This window comes from Pseudomonas sp. MC6 (assembly GCF_054790575.1).
The window spans coordinates 3,860,875-3,879,330 of the sequence record NZ_CP186504.1 but is presented as its reverse complement, the minus strand read 5'-3'; the positions used below and the strand labels follow the sequence as shown (position 1 = coordinate 3,879,330).

13 protein-coding genes are annotated in these 18,456 nt (G+C 59.5%); 11 read left to right on the top strand and 2 right to left on the bottom strand.

Annotation, left to right across the window (positions count from 1 at the left end):
• Positions 1-33 precede the first annotated feature (33 nt).
• On the bottom strand, positions 34-1,524 hold the full coding sequence (locus ACOYXE_RS17445; RefSeq protein WP_160056061.1) for a leucyl aminopeptidase: 1,491 nt from the start codon (positions 1,522-1,524) through the stop codon (positions 34-36).
• 576 nt (positions 1,525-2,100) lie between these two features.
• Here ACOYXE_RS17445 and lptF point away from each other — a divergent pair.
• From lptF to pdxJ, 8 genes are all read left to right on the top strand, one after another.
• Positions 2,101-3,222 (top strand): LPS export ABC transporter permease LptF, encoded by a 1,122-nt coding sequence (gene lptF / locus ACOYXE_RS17440; protein ID WP_160056063.1) that lies wholly within the window; start codon positions 2,101-2,103, stop codon positions 3,220-3,222.
• A complete protein-coding gene (lptG, locus tag ACOYXE_RS17435; protein WP_160056065.1) occupies positions 3,215-4,276 on the top strand; it encodes an LPS export ABC transporter permease LptG in 1,062 nt (353 codons plus the stop codon). The genes lptF and lptG overlap by 8 nt, the downstream gene beginning before the upstream one ends.
• A gap of 172 nt (positions 4,277-4,448) precedes the next feature.
• Positions 4,449-6,248: a translation elongation factor 4 gene (gene lepA / locus ACOYXE_RS17430; RefSeq protein ID WP_016986097.1), complete on the top strand. Its 1,800-nt coding sequence runs from the start codon at positions 4,449-4,451 to the stop codon at positions 6,246-6,248.
• A gap of 5 nt (positions 6,249-6,253) precedes the next feature.
• A complete protein-coding gene (gene lepB / locus ACOYXE_RS17425) occupies positions 6,254-7,108 on the top strand; it encodes a signal peptidase I (RefSeq protein ID WP_127925937.1) in 855 nt (284 codons plus the stop codon).
• A 169-nt stretch (positions 7,109-7,277) separates the two neighbouring features.
• Positions 7,278-7,967 carry a ribonuclease III gene (gene rnc / locus ACOYXE_RS17420; RefSeq protein ID WP_016986099.1) on the top strand — a complete coding sequence of 230 codons (690 nt, stop codon included), beginning with the start codon at positions 7,278-7,280 and terminating at the stop codon, positions 7,965-7,967.
• Positions 7,960-8,862 (top strand): GTPase Era, encoded by a 903-nt coding sequence (gene era / locus ACOYXE_RS17415; RefSeq protein WP_016771562.1) that lies wholly within the window; start codon positions 7,960-7,962, stop codon positions 8,860-8,862. The genes rnc and era overlap by 8 nt, the downstream gene beginning before the upstream one ends.
• Positions 8,863-9,027: 165 nt before the next feature.
• Entirely contained in the window at positions 9,028-9,717 is a 690-nt protein-coding gene (gene recO / locus ACOYXE_RS17410) for a DNA repair protein RecO (protein ID WP_134174770.1), read from the top strand.
• Between the two features lie 47 nt (positions 9,718-9,764).
• Complete coding sequence (pdxJ, locus tag ACOYXE_RS17405; RefSeq protein ID WP_160056067.1) at positions 9,765-10,508, top strand: pyridoxine 5'-phosphate synthase; 744 nt, start codon at positions 9,765-9,767, stop codon at positions 10,506-10,508.
• 124 nt (positions 10,509-10,632) lie between these two features.
• Here the strand turns inward: pdxJ and mltF are convergent, their stop codons facing one another.
• Positions 10,633-12,093 (bottom strand): membrane-bound lytic murein transglycosylase MltF, encoded by a 1,461-nt coding sequence (mltF, locus tag ACOYXE_RS17400; protein ID WP_160056069.1) that lies wholly within the window; start codon positions 12,091-12,093, stop codon positions 10,633-10,635.
• Between the two features lie 285 nt (positions 12,094-12,378).
• Here mltF and purL point away from each other — a divergent pair, with 285 nt between their 5' ends.
• The 3 genes from purL (at position 12,379) to ACOYXE_RS17385 (ending at position 18,278) form a co-directional block, all read left to right on the top strand.
• Complete coding sequence (purL, locus tag ACOYXE_RS17395) at positions 12,379-16,275, top strand: phosphoribosylformylglycinamidine synthase (protein WP_160056071.1); 3,897 nt, start codon at positions 12,379-12,381, stop codon at positions 16,273-16,275.
• Positions 16,276-16,280: 5 nt separating this feature from the next.
• Entirely contained in the window at positions 16,281-16,592 is a 312-nt protein-coding gene (locus tag ACOYXE_RS17390) for an NGG1p interacting factor NIF3 (protein ID WP_460926342.1), read from the top strand.
• 1,326 nt (positions 16,593-17,918) lie between these two features.
• Positions 17,919-18,278, top strand: coding sequence for a DUF6124 family protein (locus ACOYXE_RS17385; protein ID WP_460926341.1), 360 nt, complete (start codon positions 17,919-17,921; stop codon positions 18,276-18,278).
• Positions 18,279-18,456: the final 178 nt, after the last annotated feature.

Here is an 18,456-nt window from a genome sequence, read left to right as displayed (position 1 = left end):
GTCACCCGAAAGTGACGCCGCCCATCAGCGGGTTCAGGCTTTGGCACGATCCAGCAGGTACTGGGTCAGCAACGGTACTGGACGGCCAGTGGCGCCCTTGTCCTTGCCGCCGCTGGTCCATGCGGTGCCCGCGATGTCCAGGTGCGCCCAGTTGAGGTTCTTGGTGAAGCGCGACAGGAAGCATGCAGCCGTGATGGTGCCGGCTTTCGGCCCGCCAATGTTGGCGATGTCGGCGAACGGGCTGTCCAGTTGCTCCTGGTATTCGTCGAACAGCGGCAATTGCCAGGCACGGTCATCAGCGGCTTTACCGGCGCTGAGCAACTGGTCGATCAGTTCGTCGTTGTTACCCAGCAGGCCCGAGGTGTGAGCGCCCAAGGCAACGACGCAAGCGCCGGTCAGGGTGGCGATGTCGATCACTGCTTGTGGCTTGAAGCGCTCGGAGTAGGTCAGCGCATCGCACAGCACCAGACGGCCTTCGGCGTCAGTGTTGAGGATTTCCACGGTCTGGCCGCTCATGGTGGTGACGATATCGCCCGGACGGGTCGCGTTGCCGCTAGGCATGTTCTCGGCGCAGGCGAGGATGCACACCAGGTTGATCGGCAGTTTCAGTTCAAGCACGGCACGCAGGGTACCGAACACGGAGGCCGCGCCGCCCATGTCGTACTTCATTTCGTCCATGCCGGCGCCTGGTTTCAGGCTGATACCACCCGTGTCGAAGGTGATGCCTTTACCGACCAGTGCGTACGGCTTCTCGGATTTCTTGCCGCCGTTGTATTGCATGACGATCAGGCGCGGCGGTTGCTCGCTGCCCTGGCCGACGGCGTAGAACGAACCCATACCGAGGGATTTGATTTTCTTTTCGTCGAGGACTTCGACTTTCAGATCCTTGAACTCTTTGCCCAGATTCTTGGCTTGTTCGCCGAGGAAGGTCGGGTGGCAGATGTTCGGGGGCAGGTTGCCCAGATCGCGGGTGAAGGCCATGCCGTTGGCGATCGCAGTAGCGTGGTTCACGGCGCGCTGCACTTCAGCTTGGGCAGCCTTGATGGTCAGCAGGGTGATTTTTTTCAGGGCGCGCGGTTCGGCTTTCTGGCTCTTGAACTGGTCGAAGGTGTATTCGCCGTCCACCAGGGTTTCCGCCAGCAGGCGGGTTTTGCCGTAGCTATCGCGGTTTTTAACAATAACTTCATCCAGCGCCAGCACGGCGTCACTGCCGTTCAGGCTTTTCAGGGTATTGAGAATGCCGGCAACGATTTTGCGGAACGGACGGTCGCCCAGCTCTTCTTCCTTGCCCACGCCGACCAGCAGCACGCGCTCGGCTTTGAGGTTCGGCAGGCTGTGCAGCAGCAGGCTTTGACCGACTTTGCCGGACAGATCGCCACGCTTGAGGACGGCGCTGATTGCACCACCGCTCAGTTCGTCGACTTGTTTGGCGGCGACGCCGAGTTTGCGGCCTTCGCCGACAGCAACCACCAGGGTGGCGGTTTTCAACGTTTCTGGGCTAACGCTTTTTACAACCAGTTCCATGTCCGGATCCCTGAATGAATGGTCAACACGCAGGCGTTCGACGGTGTCCGCAGTCGCCTGCTTATAGATAGAAGAGGCGCAGGCCAAAGCCTGCGACAAGGGCCGCAGTTTGAACCTCGCTCCCCGCGCCTGACAACCCTAGGGGGCGTTCTCAATTAGTTTTCACACCGCGTTGTCGCCTTAAAGCCAGCCAGGCAAGGCGCAGGCCGCTGGGAATGGTTGTTCCCTTTCCAAGGCCTGCAACGCAGACTGGCCGGCTTTAAGGCACAACCCGAAGGGCCGGGCCTGCTGTTGTGCAGGGCTGCGTTGCTCGAAGCTTATTTGGAATGACCAAACCACGCTTCTCGCGCCTTGCCCTGCACAACAGCAGACCCGGCGCGGTGTGAAAACTAATTGAGAACGCCCCCTAGGTTGTACGATCTGCAAAGGATTACAGACATGGATGAGTGTGCGCAGTGACAGGCGCCCCCAATCACAGGATAATGCCGCATCTTTTTTCGACGGCTCTGCGTTGCGGGCCGGTCGATGTGTTTGCGTGTTTGGCCGCCTTAGCCTGACAACCCTGGAGTGTCTGGTTTGATCGTCTTCCGTTATCTGTCCCGCGAAGTCCTGTTGACCCTCAGCGCCGTGAGTGCCGTGCTGCTGGTCATCATCATGAGCGGTCGCTTCATCAAATATCTGGCGCAGGCCGCTGCCGGCCAGCTCGATCCGGGCTCTTTGTTCCTGATCATGGGCTTTCGTCTGCCGGGTTTCCTGCAACTGATTCTGCCGCTGGGCCTGTTCCTCGGCATCCTGCTGGCGTACGGTCGCCTGTACCTGGAAAGCGAGATGACCGTGCTCTCGGCCACCGGCATGAGCCAGCAGAAGCTGTTTCGCATGACCCTGTTCCCGGCAACCCTGGTTGCACTGGTCGTGGCATGGCTGAGCCTTGGCCTGGCCCCGCAAGGCGCCAACCAGTTCCAGTTGCTGCTGAACAAGCAGGACGCGCTGACCGAATTCGACACCCTCGAACCGGGACGTTTCCAGGCCCTGCGTGACGGTACGCGGGTGACCTACACCGAGACGTTGAGCGACGATCGCGTCAATCTGGGTAGCGTATTCATTTCGCAGAAAAACCTCGGAGCTGATCAAAAGGATCGCGGGATTTCCGTGCTGGTGGCCGAAGGCGGTCGTCAGGAAGTGCGCCCCGATGGCAATCGCTATCTGATCCTCGATAACGGCTATCGCTACGACGGCAGCCCGGGGCAGGCCGATTACCGCGCCATTCATTACGAAACCTACGGTGTGCTGTTGCCCAAGCCAGACGTCAGCGAAGAAGTCACCGACCGTGACGCCATGCCGACCTCGTCTCTGCTGGGCAGCGATGACATCCGCTCGAAAACCGAACTGCAATGGCGTTTGTCCCTGCCGCTGCTGGTATTTATCGTGACCCTGATGGCGGTGCCGCTGTCGCGAGTCAATCCGCGCCAAGGGCGTTTCCTCAAGCTGCTGCCGGCGATTCTTCTTTATATGGCTTACCTGACCATCCTGATTGCCGCCCGCGGCGCCCTCGAGAAGGGCAAGATCCCGCCGGCCCTCGGCCTGTGGTGGGTGCATGCGATCTTCCTGATCATCGGTCTCGGCCTGCTCTACTGGGAGCCGCTGCGCCTGAAGATGGCCAGCCGTCGCTCTGCAGCGCTGGAGGTGGCCCGTGGTTAAACTCGACCGCTACATCGGCAGCAGCGTGTTCATGGCGATTATCGCCGTGCTGGCCATCATTCTCGGTCTGGCGACCTTGTTTGCCTTTATCGATGAGATGGGCGACGTCAGCGATACCTACACGCTGGTCGATGTTCTGAGCTTTGTATTGCTGACCGCGCCGCGCCGTCTCTACGAAATGTTGCCAATGGCCGCATTGATCGGCTGCCTGATCGGTCTCGGCAGTCTGGCCAGCAGCAGTGAGCTGACGGTCATGCGCGCTGCAGGCGTGTCCATCGGCCGGATCGTCTGGGCCGTCATGAAGCCAATGCTGGTGCTGATGCTGGCCGGTGTGCTGATCGGCGAGTACGTCGCTCCGGCGACCGAAAGCATGGCCCAGGCCAATCGCTCGCTGGCGCAGGGCAGCGGCGACGCGCAAAGCGCCAAGCACGGTATGTGGCACCGCCAGGGTGAAGAGTTCATCCACATCAACGCCGTGCAACCGAACGGCTTGCTGTACGGGGTGACTCGTTATCACTTCGACAAGGAGCGCCATCTGCTCAGTTCGAGCTTCGCCAAAAAGGCTGAGTTCGATGGCAATCACTGGCAGCTCACGGATGTGGCGACCACCAAGTTTCATGAGCGCAGCACTGAAGTCGTGAATACGCCTACCGAGCGCTGGGACGTGTCCCTGAGCCCGCAATTGCTGAGCACCGTGGTCATGGCACCGGAATCGCTGTCGATCAGTGGTTTGTGGGGCTACATCCACTATCTGTCCGAGCAGGGCCTGAGCAACGGCCGCTATTGGCTGGCATTTTGGGTCAAGGTGTTGCAGCCGCTGGTGACCGCAGCACTGGTGCTGATGGCGATCTCCTTCATTTTCGGTCCGCTGCGCTCGGTAACCCTCGGTCAGCGTGTGTTCACCGGCGTACTGGTGGGCTTCACCTTCCGTATCGTCCAGGATTTGCTCGGCCCGTCGAGCCTGGTGTTCGGTTTCTCGCCGCTGTTCGCGGTGCTGGTACCGGCCGGCGTCTGTGCGCTGGCGGGTGTCTGGTTGCTGCGACGAGCCGGTTGATGCGCGCACTTTGACCTGCGCTTTAAACTTGAAAACGCCTCGGTCGACAGATCGGGGCGTTTTTGCATGCAATCCGGGTGACAGGCGAACGTGACGCTTGCGCCGTGTATCAGGTACAATTCCCGGCTATTTTTCGGCGGGCTATGCCTGCAGCCTTTTTGAGTGTTGATCCGTGAGTGATTTGAGTCATATCCGCAATTTCTCCATCATCGCCCACATTGACCATGGCAAGTCGACGCTGGCCGATCGCTTCATCCAGATGTGCGGCGGCCTGGCCGAGCGTGAAATGGAAGCCCAGGTACTGGATTCCATGGATCTGGAGCGTGAACGCGGGATCACCATCAAGGCCCACAGCGTCACCCTTTATTACACCGCCAAAGACGGCATCAAGTACCAGCTGAACTTCATCGACACCCCGGGTCACGTCGACTTCACCTACGAAGTCAGCCGTTCCCTGGCAGCGTGTGAAGGTGCACTGTTGGTGGTCGATGCCGGTCAAGGCGTTGAAGCCCAGTCCGTGGCCAACTGCTACACCGCCATCGAGCAGGGCCTCGAGGTCATGCCGGTGCTGAACAAGATCGACCTGCCGCAGGCCGATCCTGACCGCGTCAAGGACGAGATCGAGAAGATCATCGGCATCGACGCCACCGACGCCGTCACCTGCAGCGCCAAGACCGGCCTGGGTGTCGACGAAGTGCTCGAACGTCTGGTGCACACCATCCCTGCGCCAACCGGCAACATCGAGGATCCGCTGCAAGCGTTGATCATCGATTCCTGGTTCGACAACTACCTGGGCGTTGTCTCCCTGGTGCGCGTGCGTCATGGCCGCGTGAAGAAGGGCGACAAGATCCTCGTCAAGTCCACCGGCAAGATCCATCTGGTCGACAGCGTGGGCGTGTTCAACCCGAAGCACACCGCTACCGCTGACCTGAAGGCTGGCGAAGTGGGCTTCATCATCGCCAGCATCAAGGACATTCACGGTGCGCCAGTCGGTGACACCCTGACCCTGAGCTCGACCCCGGACGTTGAAGTGCTGCCCGGCTTCAAACGCATCCAGCCACAGGTTTACGCCGGTCTGTTCCCGGTCAGTTCCGACGACTTCGAAGATTTCCGCGAAGCGCTGCAGAAGCTGACCCTCAACGACTCGTCGCTGCAGTACACCCCGGAAAGCTCCGACGCACTGGGCTTCGGCTTCCGTTGCGGCTTCCTCGGTATGCTGCACATGGAAATCATCCAGGAGCGCCTCGAGCGCGAGTACGACCTGGACCTGATCACCACCGCGCCAACGGTAATTTTCGAGCTGGTGCTGAAAACCGGTGAAACGATTTACGTCGACAACCCATCCAAGCTTCCGGATGTGTCGTCGATCGAAGACATGCGCGAGCCGATCGTGCGCGCCAATATCCTCGTGCCGCAAGAGCACTTGGGTAACGTCATCACCCTGTGCATCGAGAAGCGTGGCGTTCAAGTCGACATGCTGTTCCTCGGCAATCAGGTGCAAGTCACTTACGACCTGCCGATGAACGAAGTGGTGCTGGACTTCTTCGACCGCCTCAAATCCACCAGCCGTGGCTATGCTTCGCTGGATTACCATTTCGATCGCTACCAATCGGCTAATCTGGTGAAACTGGATGTGCTGATCAACGGCGACAAGGTCGATGCCCTCGCATTGATCGTGCACCGTGACAACTCGCACTACAAAGGTCGCCAGTTGACCGAGAAGATGAAAGAACTGATTCCTCGTCAGATGTTCGACGTAGCCATTCAGGCCGCCATCGGCGGTCAGATCGTTGCCCGGACAACCGTCAAGGCGCTCAGAAAGAACGTATTGGCCAAATGCTACGGTGGTGACGTCAGCCGTAAGAAGAAACTGCTCGAGAAGCAAAAGGCCGGTAAGAAACGCATGAAGCAGGTCGGCAACGTGGAAATTCCACAAGAAGCCTTCCTTGCCGTGCTCAGGTTGGATAGTTAGGTCCTATGTCGCTAAATTTCCCGCTGTTGCTGGTCATCGCCGTGTTTGTCTGCGGCCTGTTGGCGTTGCTTGATCTGTTGATCCTGGCGCCGCGTCGGCGTGCTGCCATTGCCTCTTATCAAGGCAGTGTCAGCCAGCCTGACGGGGTGGTCGTTGAAAAACTGAATAAAGAGCCGCTGCTGGTCGAATACGGCAAGTCGTTCTTTCCGGTGTTGTTCATCGTGCTGGTACTGCGCTCGTTCCTCGTGGAGCCGTTCCAGATCCCTTCGGGTTCGATGAAGCCAACCCTGGATGTCGGCGACTTCATTCTGGTGAACAAGTTTTCTTACGGGATCCGCCTGCCGGTGGTCGACAAGAAAATCATCGAAGTCGGTGATCCGCAGCGCGGCGATGTAATGGTGTTCCGCTACCCGAGCGATCCGAACGTCAACTACATCAAGCGCGTGGTCGGTCTGCCGGGTGACACGGTGCGTTACACCGCCGACAAGCGTCTGTTCGTGAATGGCGAGTCGATTGCCGAGCAGATGGTCGGCGCCGAACCGGGCACGCTGGGCAGCGCCGAACTGTATAAAGAGAAACTGGGCGCCGCCGAGCATCTGATCCGCAAGGAAATGAGTCGCTACCGCGCCACGCCGGATCGCTCGTGGACAGTGCCTGCCGGGCACTACTTCATGATGGGCGACAACCGCGACAACTCGAATGACAGTCGCTACTGGGATGATCCGAACATTCCCAAGGATCTGCTGGGCATGGTTCCCGACCAGAATATCGTCGGCAAGGCCTTCGCGGTCTGGATGAGCTGGCCAGAACCGAAACTCAGTCACCTGCCGAATTTCTCGCGGGTTGGCCTGATCAAGTAATCACACACGGCGCTGTTGACCACAGCGCCGAATGCATTTCTGGAGCCGGCACAATCGGCTTCGCAATCGCCAGGATTTAATTTTTGAACACAGCGTTAATTGTCCCAGGCCTGCGCCGCATCCCGGCGATGGCAGTGGAATCCAGCCACGAACTCAGCGTGGGTAAACCGTGAGCGTTTCTCTAAGCCGTCTCGAGCGCCAGCTCGGCTACACCTTCAAGGACCAGGAGCTGATGCTGCTGGCTCTGACGCACCGCAGTTTTGCCGGGCGCAACAACGAACGCCTGGAATTCCTCGGTGATGCCATCCTCAACTTCGTTGCCGGCGAGGCGCTGTTCGATCGCTTCCCGCTGGCCCGCGAAGGCCAGTTGTCGCGTTTGCGCGCACGTTTGGTAAAAGGTGAGACGCTGGCCGTACTGGCGCGCGGTTTTGACCTTGGCGATTACTTGCGGCTGGGTTCCGGCGAGTTGAAAAGCGGTGGTTTCCGTCGCGAATCGATTCTGGCCGATGCCCTCGAAGCCTTGATCGGTGCGATCTACCTCGACGCCGGCATGGACATGGCGCGTGAGCGCGTGCTGGCCTGGCTGGCTGGCGAGTTCGAAGGCCTGACGCTGGTCGACACCAACAAGGATCCGAAAACCCGCCTGCAGGAACATCTGCAATCGCGCGGTTGCGATCTGCCACGCTATGAAGTGGTGGATATCCAGGGCGAGCCGCACTGCCGAACTTTCTTCGTCGAGTGCGAAGTTGTCTTACTGAATGAAAAAAGCCGAGGTCAGGGTGTGAGTCGTCGTATTGCCGAACAGGTAGCGGCCGCTGCAGCACTGATTGCCCTGGGCGTGGAGAATGGCAATGACTGATACAAACGCAACTCGCTGTGGCTATGTTGCCATCGTCGGCCGTCCCAACGTCGGTAAGTCGACGCTGCTGAACCACATCCTCGGCCAGAAGCTCGCGATCACTTCGCGCAAGCCGCAGACCACTCGCCACAACATGCTCGGGATCAAAACCGAAGGTGACGTGCAAGCGATCTACGTCGACACCCCCGGCATGCACAAGGGTGGCGAAAAGGCCCTGAACCGTTACATGAACAAAACTGCTTCGGCGGCGTTGAAAGACGTCGACGTGGTGATCTTCGTCGTCGATCGCACCAAGTGGACCGACGAAGACCAGATGGTTCTCGAGCGCGTTCAGTACGTGACTGGCCCGCTGATCGTCGCGCTGAACAAGACCGACCGCATCGAAGACAAAGCCGAGCTGATGCCGCACTTGAGCTGGTTGCAGGAACAACTGCCGAACGCGCAGATCATTCCGATTTCCGCGCAGCACGGGCATAACCTCGAAGCGCTGGAAAAGGTTATCGCTGATCATCTGCCGGAGAACGATCACTTCTTCCCGGAAGACCAGATCACCGACCGCAGCAGCCGTTTCCTCGCCGCTGAACTGGTGCGCGAGAAAATCATGCGCCAGATGGGCGCCGAGCTGCCGTACCAGATCACCGTCGAAATCGAAGAGTTCAAGCAGCAGGGCAAGACTCTGCACATCCACGCTTTGATCCTCGTTGAACGTGACGGCCAGAAGAAGATCATCATTGGCGACAAGGGCGAGCGTATCAAGCGCATCGGCACCGAAGCGCGCAAGGACATGGAGCTGCTGTTCGACTCCAAGATCATGCTCAACCTGTGGGTCAAGGTGAAGGGCGGCTGGTCCGATGACGAGCGGGCGCTGCGTTCGCTGGGTTACGGCGACCTGTAATCACCGTTCCAGAGAACACCGATACCCACTGTGGGAGCGAGCCTGCTCGCGAAGGGATGTAACATTCAGCATTGATGTTGACTGTCACTCCGCTTTCGCGAGCAGGCTCGCTCCCACAGTGGTTTTGGGTCGTGTGTAAATCTGCGTTTCTTCATCGAGAACTCAATGTCGCAAAACCCGCCTCCCGCCCAACCCGCCTATGTCCTGCACAGTCGCGCCTACCGCGAAACCAGTGCGTTGGTGGACTTCCTCACGCCGCAAGGTCGGCTGCGGGCGGTGTTGCGCAGTGCGCGGGGCAAGGCCGGGACATTGGCGCGGCCGTTTGTGTCGCTGGAAGTCGAGTTCCGTGGCAAGGGTGAGTTGAAGAATGTCGGGCGCATGGAGAGTTCTGGCACTTCGGCGTGGCTCAACGGCGAGGCGCTGTTCAGCGGTCTCTATCTCAATGAATTGCTGATCCGCTTGCTGCCTGCCGAAGATCCGCATCCAGCGGTGTTCGATCACTACGCTGCAACCTTGCTGGCACTGGCCGAAGGTCGGCCACTGGAACCGTTGCTGCGTTCTTTCGAATGGCGTCTGCTGGACGACCTCGGTTACGGCTTTTCACTGAACACTGACGTTCACGGTGAGCCCGTCGCGCCGGATGGTCTCTATCGCCTGCAAGTGGATGCGGGGCTTGAGAGGGTTTTCCTGTTGCAACCGGGCCTGTTCAACGGCGTTGAACTACTGGCCATGGCTGAAGCCGACTGGACCGCCCCCGGCGCGCTGTCCGCTGCCAAGCGCCTGATGCGTCAGGCATTGGCCGTTCACCTGGGCGGTCGCCCCCTCGTCAGTCGCGAACTGTTTCGCAAGCCCTGATCACCCCGTATGCTGTGCGCCGAATCTCTCAATTCAGGAGCGCATCCGTGACCACCAGCAATCGCATTCTTCTTGGCGTGAACATCGACCACGTCGCCACCCTGCGTCAGGCCCGTGGCACGCGCTATCCGGATCCGGTCAAGGCGGCGCTGGACGCGGAAGAGGCGGGCGCCGATGGCATCACCGTGCATTTGCGTGAAGACCGCCGGCACATTCAGGAGCGCGATGTTCTGTTGCTCAAGGACGTGCTGCAAACCCGCATGAACTTCGAAATGGGCGTCACCGAAGAAATGATGGCGTTCGCCGAGCGTATTCGCCCGGCACACATCTGTCTGGTTCCGGAAACCCGTCAGGAGCTGACTACCGAAGGCGGCCTGGATGTCGCGGGGCAGGAAGAGCGGATCAAAGCAGCGGTCGAGCGTCTGTCGAAGATCGGCAGCGAAGTGTCGCTGTTCATCGATGCGGACGAGCGGCAGATTGCGGCGTCGAAGCGCGTCGGTGCGCCTGCCATCGAGTTGCACACCGGTCGTTATGCTGATGCTGAAACCCCGACTGAAGTCGCTGAAGAGCTTAAGCGTGTGGCGGACGGCGTGGCGTTTGGTCTGGCCCAAGGCCTGATCGTCAACGCAGGTCACGGCTTGCACTACCATAACGTTGAAGCCGTCGCGGCGATCAAGGGCATCAACGAGCTGAACATTGGCCATGCGCTGGTGGCGCATGCGTTGTTCGTTGGCTTCAAGTCTGCCGTATCGGAAATGAAAGCGCTGATCCTGGCGGCTGCCAAGTCCTGATCAACAACACAAACCCCCTGTAGGAGTGAGCCTGCTCGCGATATCGGTGTGTCAGACAAAATTAATTGACTGACCCACCGATATCGCGAGCAGGCTCGCTCCCACATTTGATTTGGGGGGTTGGTTAGAGCGGGGCAGGTTCTTGAGTGGGCTTTGATTTGTCGATACCGGGCACATGCAGATTGCCCTCAGCCACTTGATCACCTTCAAGCTGCGGCTGCGTTACCCACGTCAGAATGTCGTAGTAGCGACGAATGTTCGCCACAAAATGCACCGGCTCGCCGCCTCTGGCGTAGCCATAACGCGTCTTGCTGTACCACTGCTTTTGCGACAGGCGCGGCAGGATCTTCTTCACGTCCAGCCACTTGTCCGGATTCAGCCCTTCCTTGGCCGTCAGCTTGCGCGCGTCATCCAGATGGCCGCTGCCGACGTTGTACGCCGCCAGGGCAAACCAGGTGCGATCCGGTTCCTTGATCGAATCGTCGAGCTGATCCTTCATATAAGCCAGGTATTTCGCCCCGCCCATAATGCTTTGCTTCGGGTCGAGGCGGTTGGACACGCCCATCGCCTGCGCGGTGTTCTGGGTCAGCATCATCAACCCGCGCACGCCGGTTTTCGAGGTGACGGTCGGCTGCCACAGCGATTCCTGATAACCAATGGCCGCCAGCAGGCGCCAGTCGACTTTCTCTTTCTTCGCGTAGTTCTTGAAGTGCTGTTCGTATTTCGGCAGGCGCTGCTGCAGGTGCTGGGCGAAGGTCGTGGCGCCCATGTAGCCAAGCACGTCGACGTGGCCGTAATAACGATCCTTCAAGCGTTGCAGGGTGCCGTTCTTCTGCACCTTGTCCAGATACGCATTGATCTCGTTGAGCAGGCTGTTGTCCTCGCCCGGGCCGACCGCCCAGCTCTGGCTGCGCGCATCGCCAAGGTCGAAAGCCACGCGGATGTTGGTGAAGTACACCTGATTCATCGCCACTTCGTTGGAATCGACCAGGGTCAGGTCAATCTGGCCTTCATCGACCATGCGTAGCAGGTCGACCACTTCAACCGCGTCGGACTCTTCGTATTCGATACCGGGAAATTTCTTTTTCAGCTCGGCCAATTGCTCAGCGTGGGTGCTGCCCTTGAGCACCATGATCTTCTTGCCGACCAGATCACCGGGATCGGTCGGCCGCGACTGACCATTGCGATAGATGATCTGCGGGGTGACTTCAAGGTAGGAGTGCGAGAACCGCACCTGCTGCTTGCGCTGATCGCTGCTGACCAGACCAGCGGCGGCCAGCACCGGGCCGTTCGGCTTGCCGATCTGATCGAACAGGTCATCGAGATTGTCGGCGGTCTCGATCTTCAGTTCGACACCCAAATCGTCGGCGAAGCGCTTCACCAGCTCGTATTCGAAGCCGGTTTCACCGCTGCGATCCTGAAAGTAGGTGGCGGGGCTGTTACGGGTAATCACCCGCAGCACACCATCCTCCTTTACGCGCTCGAGTGTGTTGGGTTTATCAACACAGCCACCGAGCATCAGGAAGAGTCCGGTTGCGATCAGCCATTTGGCGTACCGCGGACGCAAAGCCGTTGGGAAAAACATCTGCGCAGTATACGCAAACGGCCGCGGGCGCCATATCTCGACAGTGCAGGGCGAGTCTGCTAGCGATCACAAAACCGGGCTGAACCCCGCAGAAACGGGCCTTTACGGCTTTTTGTTACAGTAAAAATAAGCGGCCTCAGAATAGCCGATTTACCTGACTCTGAAGTCGGAAACACAGATTGATACCCGAGTGCAACCGTGCGTAGCGTTTCGGGTGATGTTGAAGGCGGTTTAGGCTAGAATGCACGGCCTCAAAGCACACCCCTTCCCGAGGCTGTCCCGAAGATGTTGATCCTGCGCGGCGCTCCTGCCCTTTCTGCCTTTCGCCACAGCAAACTCCTTGAGCAACTGAGCCAGAAGGTTCCAGCTGTCAGTGGCCTGTATGCTGAATTCGCTCACTTCGCCGAAGTCACCGGCGTCCTGACCGGCGACGAACAGCAGGTGCTAGCGCGCCTTCTGAAGTACGGCCCAAGCGTTCCGGTACAAGAGCCGACCGGTCGTCTGTTTCTGGTGTTGCCGCGTTTCGGCACCATCTCGCCATGGTCGAGCAAGGCCAGCGACATCGCCCGCAACTGCGGCTTGAGCAAGATCCAGCGTCTGGAGCGCGGTATCGCCTTCTACGTGGCCGGTCAGTTCAGCGAAGCCGAAGCCCAGCAGATTGCCGACGTGCTGCATGACCGCATGACCCAGATCGTGCTGGCCAACCTCGAACAGGCCGCCGGTCTGTTCAGCCACGCCGAGCCGAAGCCGCTGACGGCCATCGACATCCTTGGTGGCGGTCGCGCCGCGCTGGAAAAAGCCAACACCGAGCTGGGCCTGGCTCTGGCCGAAGACGAGATCGACTATTTGGTCGACGCCTTCAACGGCTTGAAGCGCAACCCGCACGACATCGAACTGATGATGTTCGCCCAGGCCAACTCCGAGCACTGCCGCCACAAGATCTTCAACGCCAGTTGGGATATTGATGGTGAGAACCAGGAAAAAAGCCTGTTCGGCATGATCAAGAACACCTACGTGATGCACAGCGAAGGCGTTCTGTCGGCTTATAAGGACAACGCCTCGGTGATCGTCGGCAACGTCGCCGGCCGTTTTTTCCCGAACCCTGAGACCCGCCAGTACGGCGCGGTGCAGGAGCCGGTGCACATCCTGATGAAGGTTGAAACCCACAACCACCCGACCGCGATCGCTCCGTTCCCGGGCGCGTCGACCGGTTCCGGCGGCGAGATCCGTGACGAAGGTGCCACCGGCCGTGGCGCCAAGCCAAAGGCTGGCCTGACCGGTTTCACCGTATCCAACCTGCAGATCCCGGGCTTCGAACAGCCGTGGGAAGTGCCTTACGGCAAGCCTGAGCGCATCGTCACCGCGCTGGACATCATGATCGAAGGCCCGCTCGGCGGCGCCGCGTTCAACAACGAATTCGGCCGTCCGGCCCTGACTGGCTACTTCCGTACCTTCGAACAGTCGATCAGCACCCCGCACGGTGACGAGGTTCGCGGTTACCACAAGCCGATCATGCTGGCTGGCGGCATGGGCAACATCCGTGAAGAACACGTCAAGAAAGGCGAGATCGTCGTTGGCTCCAAGCTGATCGTTCTCGGCGGCCCGGCGATGTTGATTGGTCTGGGTGGCGGCGCCGCTTCCTCGATGGCCACCGGCACCAGCTCGGCGGATCTCGACTTCGCTTCCGTGCAGCGTGAAAACCCTGAAATGGAACGTCGCTGCCAGGAAGTCATCGACCGTTGCTGGCAACTGGGTGACAAAAACCCGATCAGCTTCATCCACGACGTCGGCGCGGGCGGTCTGTCCAACGCCTTCCCGGAACTGGTCAACGACGGCGACCGCGGTGGCCGTTTCGAACTGCGCAACATTCCCAACGACGAGCCGGGCATGGCCCCGCACGAAATCTGGTCCAACGAATCCCAGGAACGTTACGTTCTGGCCGTCGGCCCTGAAGACTTCGAGCGCTTCCAGGCGATCTGCGAACGTGAGCGTTGCCCGTTTGCCGTAGTGGGCGAGGCGACTGCCGAGCCGCAACTGACCGTGACCGACAGCCACTTCGGCAACAACCCGGTGGACATGCCACTGGAAGTGTTGCTGGGCAAAGCCCCGCGCATGCACCGTTCGGTGGTTCGTGAAGCCGAGCTGGGCGATGACTTCGATCCGTCGAACCTCGACATCAGCGAATCCATCGAACGCGTTCTGCATCACCCGGCCGTGGCGAGCAAAAGCTTCCTGATCACCATCGGCGACCGCACCATCACCGGCCTCGTGGCCCGTGACCAAATGGTCGGCCCGTGGCAGGTTCCGGTGGCCGACGTTGCCGTCACCGCCACCAGTTTCGACGTCTACACCGGTGAAGCGATGGCGATGGGCGAGCGTACTCCGCTGGCACTGCTGGACGCTCCGGCGTCGGGCCGCATGGCCATCGGCGAAACCCTGACCAACATTGCCGCGTCGCGCATCAACAAGATCTCCGACATCAAATTGTCGGCGAACTGGATGTCCGCTGCCGGCCACCCGGGCGAAGACGCGCGTCTGTACGACACCGTGAAAGCGGTCGGTATGGAACTGTGCCCTGAGCTGGGCATCACCATTCCGGTGGGCAAGGACTCGATGTCCATGGCCACCCGTTGGAGCGACAACGGCGAAGAAAAAACCGTGACCTCGCCGATGTCGCTGATCGTGACCGGTTTCGCGCCAGTGGCTGACATCCGTCAGACCCTGACCCCGGAACTGCGCATGGACAAGGGCACCACCGACCTGATCCTGATCGATCTCGGTCGTGGTCAGAACCGCATGGGTGCTTCGATCCTTGCACAGGTTCACGGCAAGCTCGGCAAACACGCGCCGGACGTCGATGACGCCGAAGACCTGAAAGCCTTCTTTGCAGTGATCCAGGGCCTCAACGCCGACGGTCACCTGCTGGCTTACCACGACCGTTCCGACGGTGGTCTGCTGACCTCCGTGGTCGAAATGGCCTTCGCCGGCCACTGCGGTCTGAGCCTGAACCTTGATGGTCTGGCGGAAACCACCGCCGACATCGCCGCCATCCTGTTCAACGAAGAACTGGGTGCAGTGATCCAGGTTCGTCAGGACGCCACGCCAGACATCCTCGCGCAATTTAGCGCGGCCGGTCTGGGCGACTGCGTGTCGGTGATCGGTCAGCCGATCAACAATGGTCAGATCAACATCACCTTCAACGGTGACACCGTGTTCGAAGGCCAGCGTCGTCTGCTGCAACGTACCTGGGCTGAAACCAGCTACCAGATCCAGCGTCTGCGCGACAACGCCGACTGCGCCGAGCAAGAGTTCGACGTGCTGCTGGAAGAAGACAACCCGGGCCTGAGCGTCAAGCTGAGCTACGACGTCAACCAGGACATCGCCGCGCCTTACATCAAGAAAGGCATCCGCCCACAGGTTGCCGTGCTGCGTGAGCAGGGCGTCAACGGTCAGGTGGAAATGGCCGCGGCGTTCGACCGCGCCGGTTTCAACGCGATCGACGTGCACATGAGCGACATTCTCGCTGGCCGTGTCGACCTGAACGAGTTCAAAGGTCTGGTGGCGTGCGGTGGTTTCTCCTACGGCGACGTGCTCGGCGCCGGTGAAGGCTGGGCCAAGTCGGCACTGTTCAACAGCCGTGCCCGCGATGCCTTCCAAGGCTTCTTCGAGCGTAACGACAGCTTCACCCTCGGCGTGTGCAACGGTTGCCAGATGATGTCCAACCTGCACGAGCTGATCCCGGGCAGCGAGTTCTGGCCGCACTTCGTGCGCAACCGCTCCGAGCAGTTCGAAGCGCGCGTGGCGATGGTGCAGATCCAGGAATCGAACTCGATCTTCCTGCAAGGCATGGCCGGTTCGCGTATGCCGATCGCCATTGCTCACGGTGAAGGTCACGCCGAGTTCTCCAGCGAAGAAGCATTGCTGGAAGCCGATCTGTCCGGTTGCGTGGCGATGCGTTTCGTCGACAACCATGGCAAGGTCACCGAGCGTTATCCGGCCAACCCGAACGGTTCGCCGCGCGGGATTACCGGTCTCACCAGCCGTGATGGCCGTGTGACGATCATGATGCCGCACCCGGAGCGTGTGTTCCGTGCCGTGCAGAACTCGTGGCGTTCGGAAGACTGGAACGAAGATGCACCGTGGATGCGTATGTTCCGTAACGCGCGCGTCTGGGTGAACTAAGGCCTGTGTACAAGCTCGCTTTTTTTGTTCCTGACAGTCATGTCGAGGTGGTCAAAGGGGCTGTGTTCGCTGCCGGTGGTGGGCGAATCGGTGACTATGACCACTGTGCCTGGCAGGTGCTCGGTCTGGGCCAGTTTCGACCTTTGGACGGCAGTCAGCCGTTTATTGGCGAGGCGGGGCAGGTTAAGCGGGTTGAGGAATGGAAGGTTGAGCTTGTGGTGGCGGATGAGTTGATTGTTGCTGTTGTGGCGGCGCTCAAGTTGAGCCATCCCTATGAGACACCGGCTTATGAGGTGTGGCGGCTGGAAGATTTCTGATCTTTCTTGCTGCTGAAACGGGAAACCCGCAGATGAGTGATTGTCTGCGGGTTTTTTGTTGCCCCCGATTTGCTTTTCTGTAGGAGTGAGCCTGCTCGCGATGGCGCCCTGACAGGCGACCATGCTCTGTCTGGCTGAGTGAATATCCGTTTTTTCGGGGGCTGCGGCTGGCGGTTTCGCCCTTACGGCGACTCACTTTTTTACAAACGCCTAAAAAAGTAAGCAAAAAACGCTTGCCCCAACGTTCGGCCCACTCGCTAAAGCTCGGGGTTCCTTCGCTCCGGAATTCATCCGGGCGCATCGCCTACGGTTTGCTTCGCTGCACCTCCTCTCGCTGTGTTTGGCTGCGCCAAACGGTCGCTGCGCTCCCACCCCCGGATAAATCCCTCCACTCAGCCTGCCGACGGGGCCGGTGGATCAAGATCAAGAGCTGCAGCCGAGCTAACGCTCATCCTGTTGAGTGGTGAAGAGCACGGGGTGTTCGGCTTTTGATTTGTGTTGGAGCTTCCCCTCACCCCAGCCCTCTCCCGAGGGAGAGGGGGCCGATTTTTGGGCTTTTCAGGATATGAGTTCGACTCGGTATTTCACGTCGGCGAACATCCACCAAACACCCCGGTCAGTCCCCTCTCCCTGTGGGAGAGGGCTAGGGTGAGGGGCTTTGGTCTGTTTCAGAATCTGAATTCGGCTCGGTATTTCACGTCGGCGAACATCCACCAAACACCCCGGTCAGTCCCCTCTCCCTGTGGGAGAGGGCTAGGGTGAGGGGTTTTTGATCTATTTCAGAATCTGAATTCGACTCGGTCTTTCACGTCGGCGTACTTCTACCAAACACCTCGGTCAGTCCCCTCTCCCTCTGGGAGAGGGCTAGGGTGAGGGGCTTTTGATCTGTTTCAGAATCTGAATTCGACTCGGTCTTTCACGTCGGCGTACTTCTACCAAACACCTCGGTCAGTCCCCTCTCCCTCTGGGAGAGGGCTAGGGTGAGGGTTTGCTTTTGACTGTTTAATGATGTGTCGAATAGCCAGAACCTTCCCACAAGGTTTTCAGGTTGTCCGTCGGACGTCGGGTCTCTAGTCTTTGGCTATCACCGCAAATCGGTGATCGGGTGTGAGAACCCGGTAAGAGGTTTTAATCAAACGTCAGTAGCACCATAATCGCCGCCAGCTCATTTGCTGCCGGTGATGTTCTATGGCGGCTGTGTGCGGGCGGACTTCGGTTCGGCCGGGTTGATCTCTTACCGGTTTCTCACTCCGCACATAGCTGCCACCTCTTCGTCGCGTGAGAAACGACCAGTGATGGCTCAATCATTGATTAGAGATCATTGCAATGACTAAGCCCGTACCCGATCCACCCGAAACCAAAACCCCACTCGAAGAAGCTCTCCGCGCCGAAGACCAGGCCCGAAACCGCGAAGCCATCAAACGCGCCCTCGACTTCTACCTAAGCCCCGAACCCGCAAAGCCCCGCCGACCGAGCATCATGTTCATGGTCTGCCCAGAGGTCGACACCGAAAGCCTGCTCGCTCACGCCTGCGAGTCATTAGCCTCGGCAAGTACCGCCGCCAGCAACTTCGCCAATGAGCTAAACGGTTCTCAGCGCAGCACCGCGCTAGGCATCCAGCAAATCATCATGCTCGCCGAACTCGCGGTAAACCGGGCGCTGGATCGAGTCGATCCACAAACCTGACGATCGCGTCATCGTTCATCGCCAGCAGGCTGGCTCCCACAGTTGAAACGCATTCCCTTGTGGGGCCTGGCTTGCCAGCGATGACGCCGATCCAGACAACCCAAGTCTGGCAGAACGCACACACTCCAAACTGTGGGAGCTAGCCTGCTAGCGATGAGGCCTGTCCAAACACCAGACC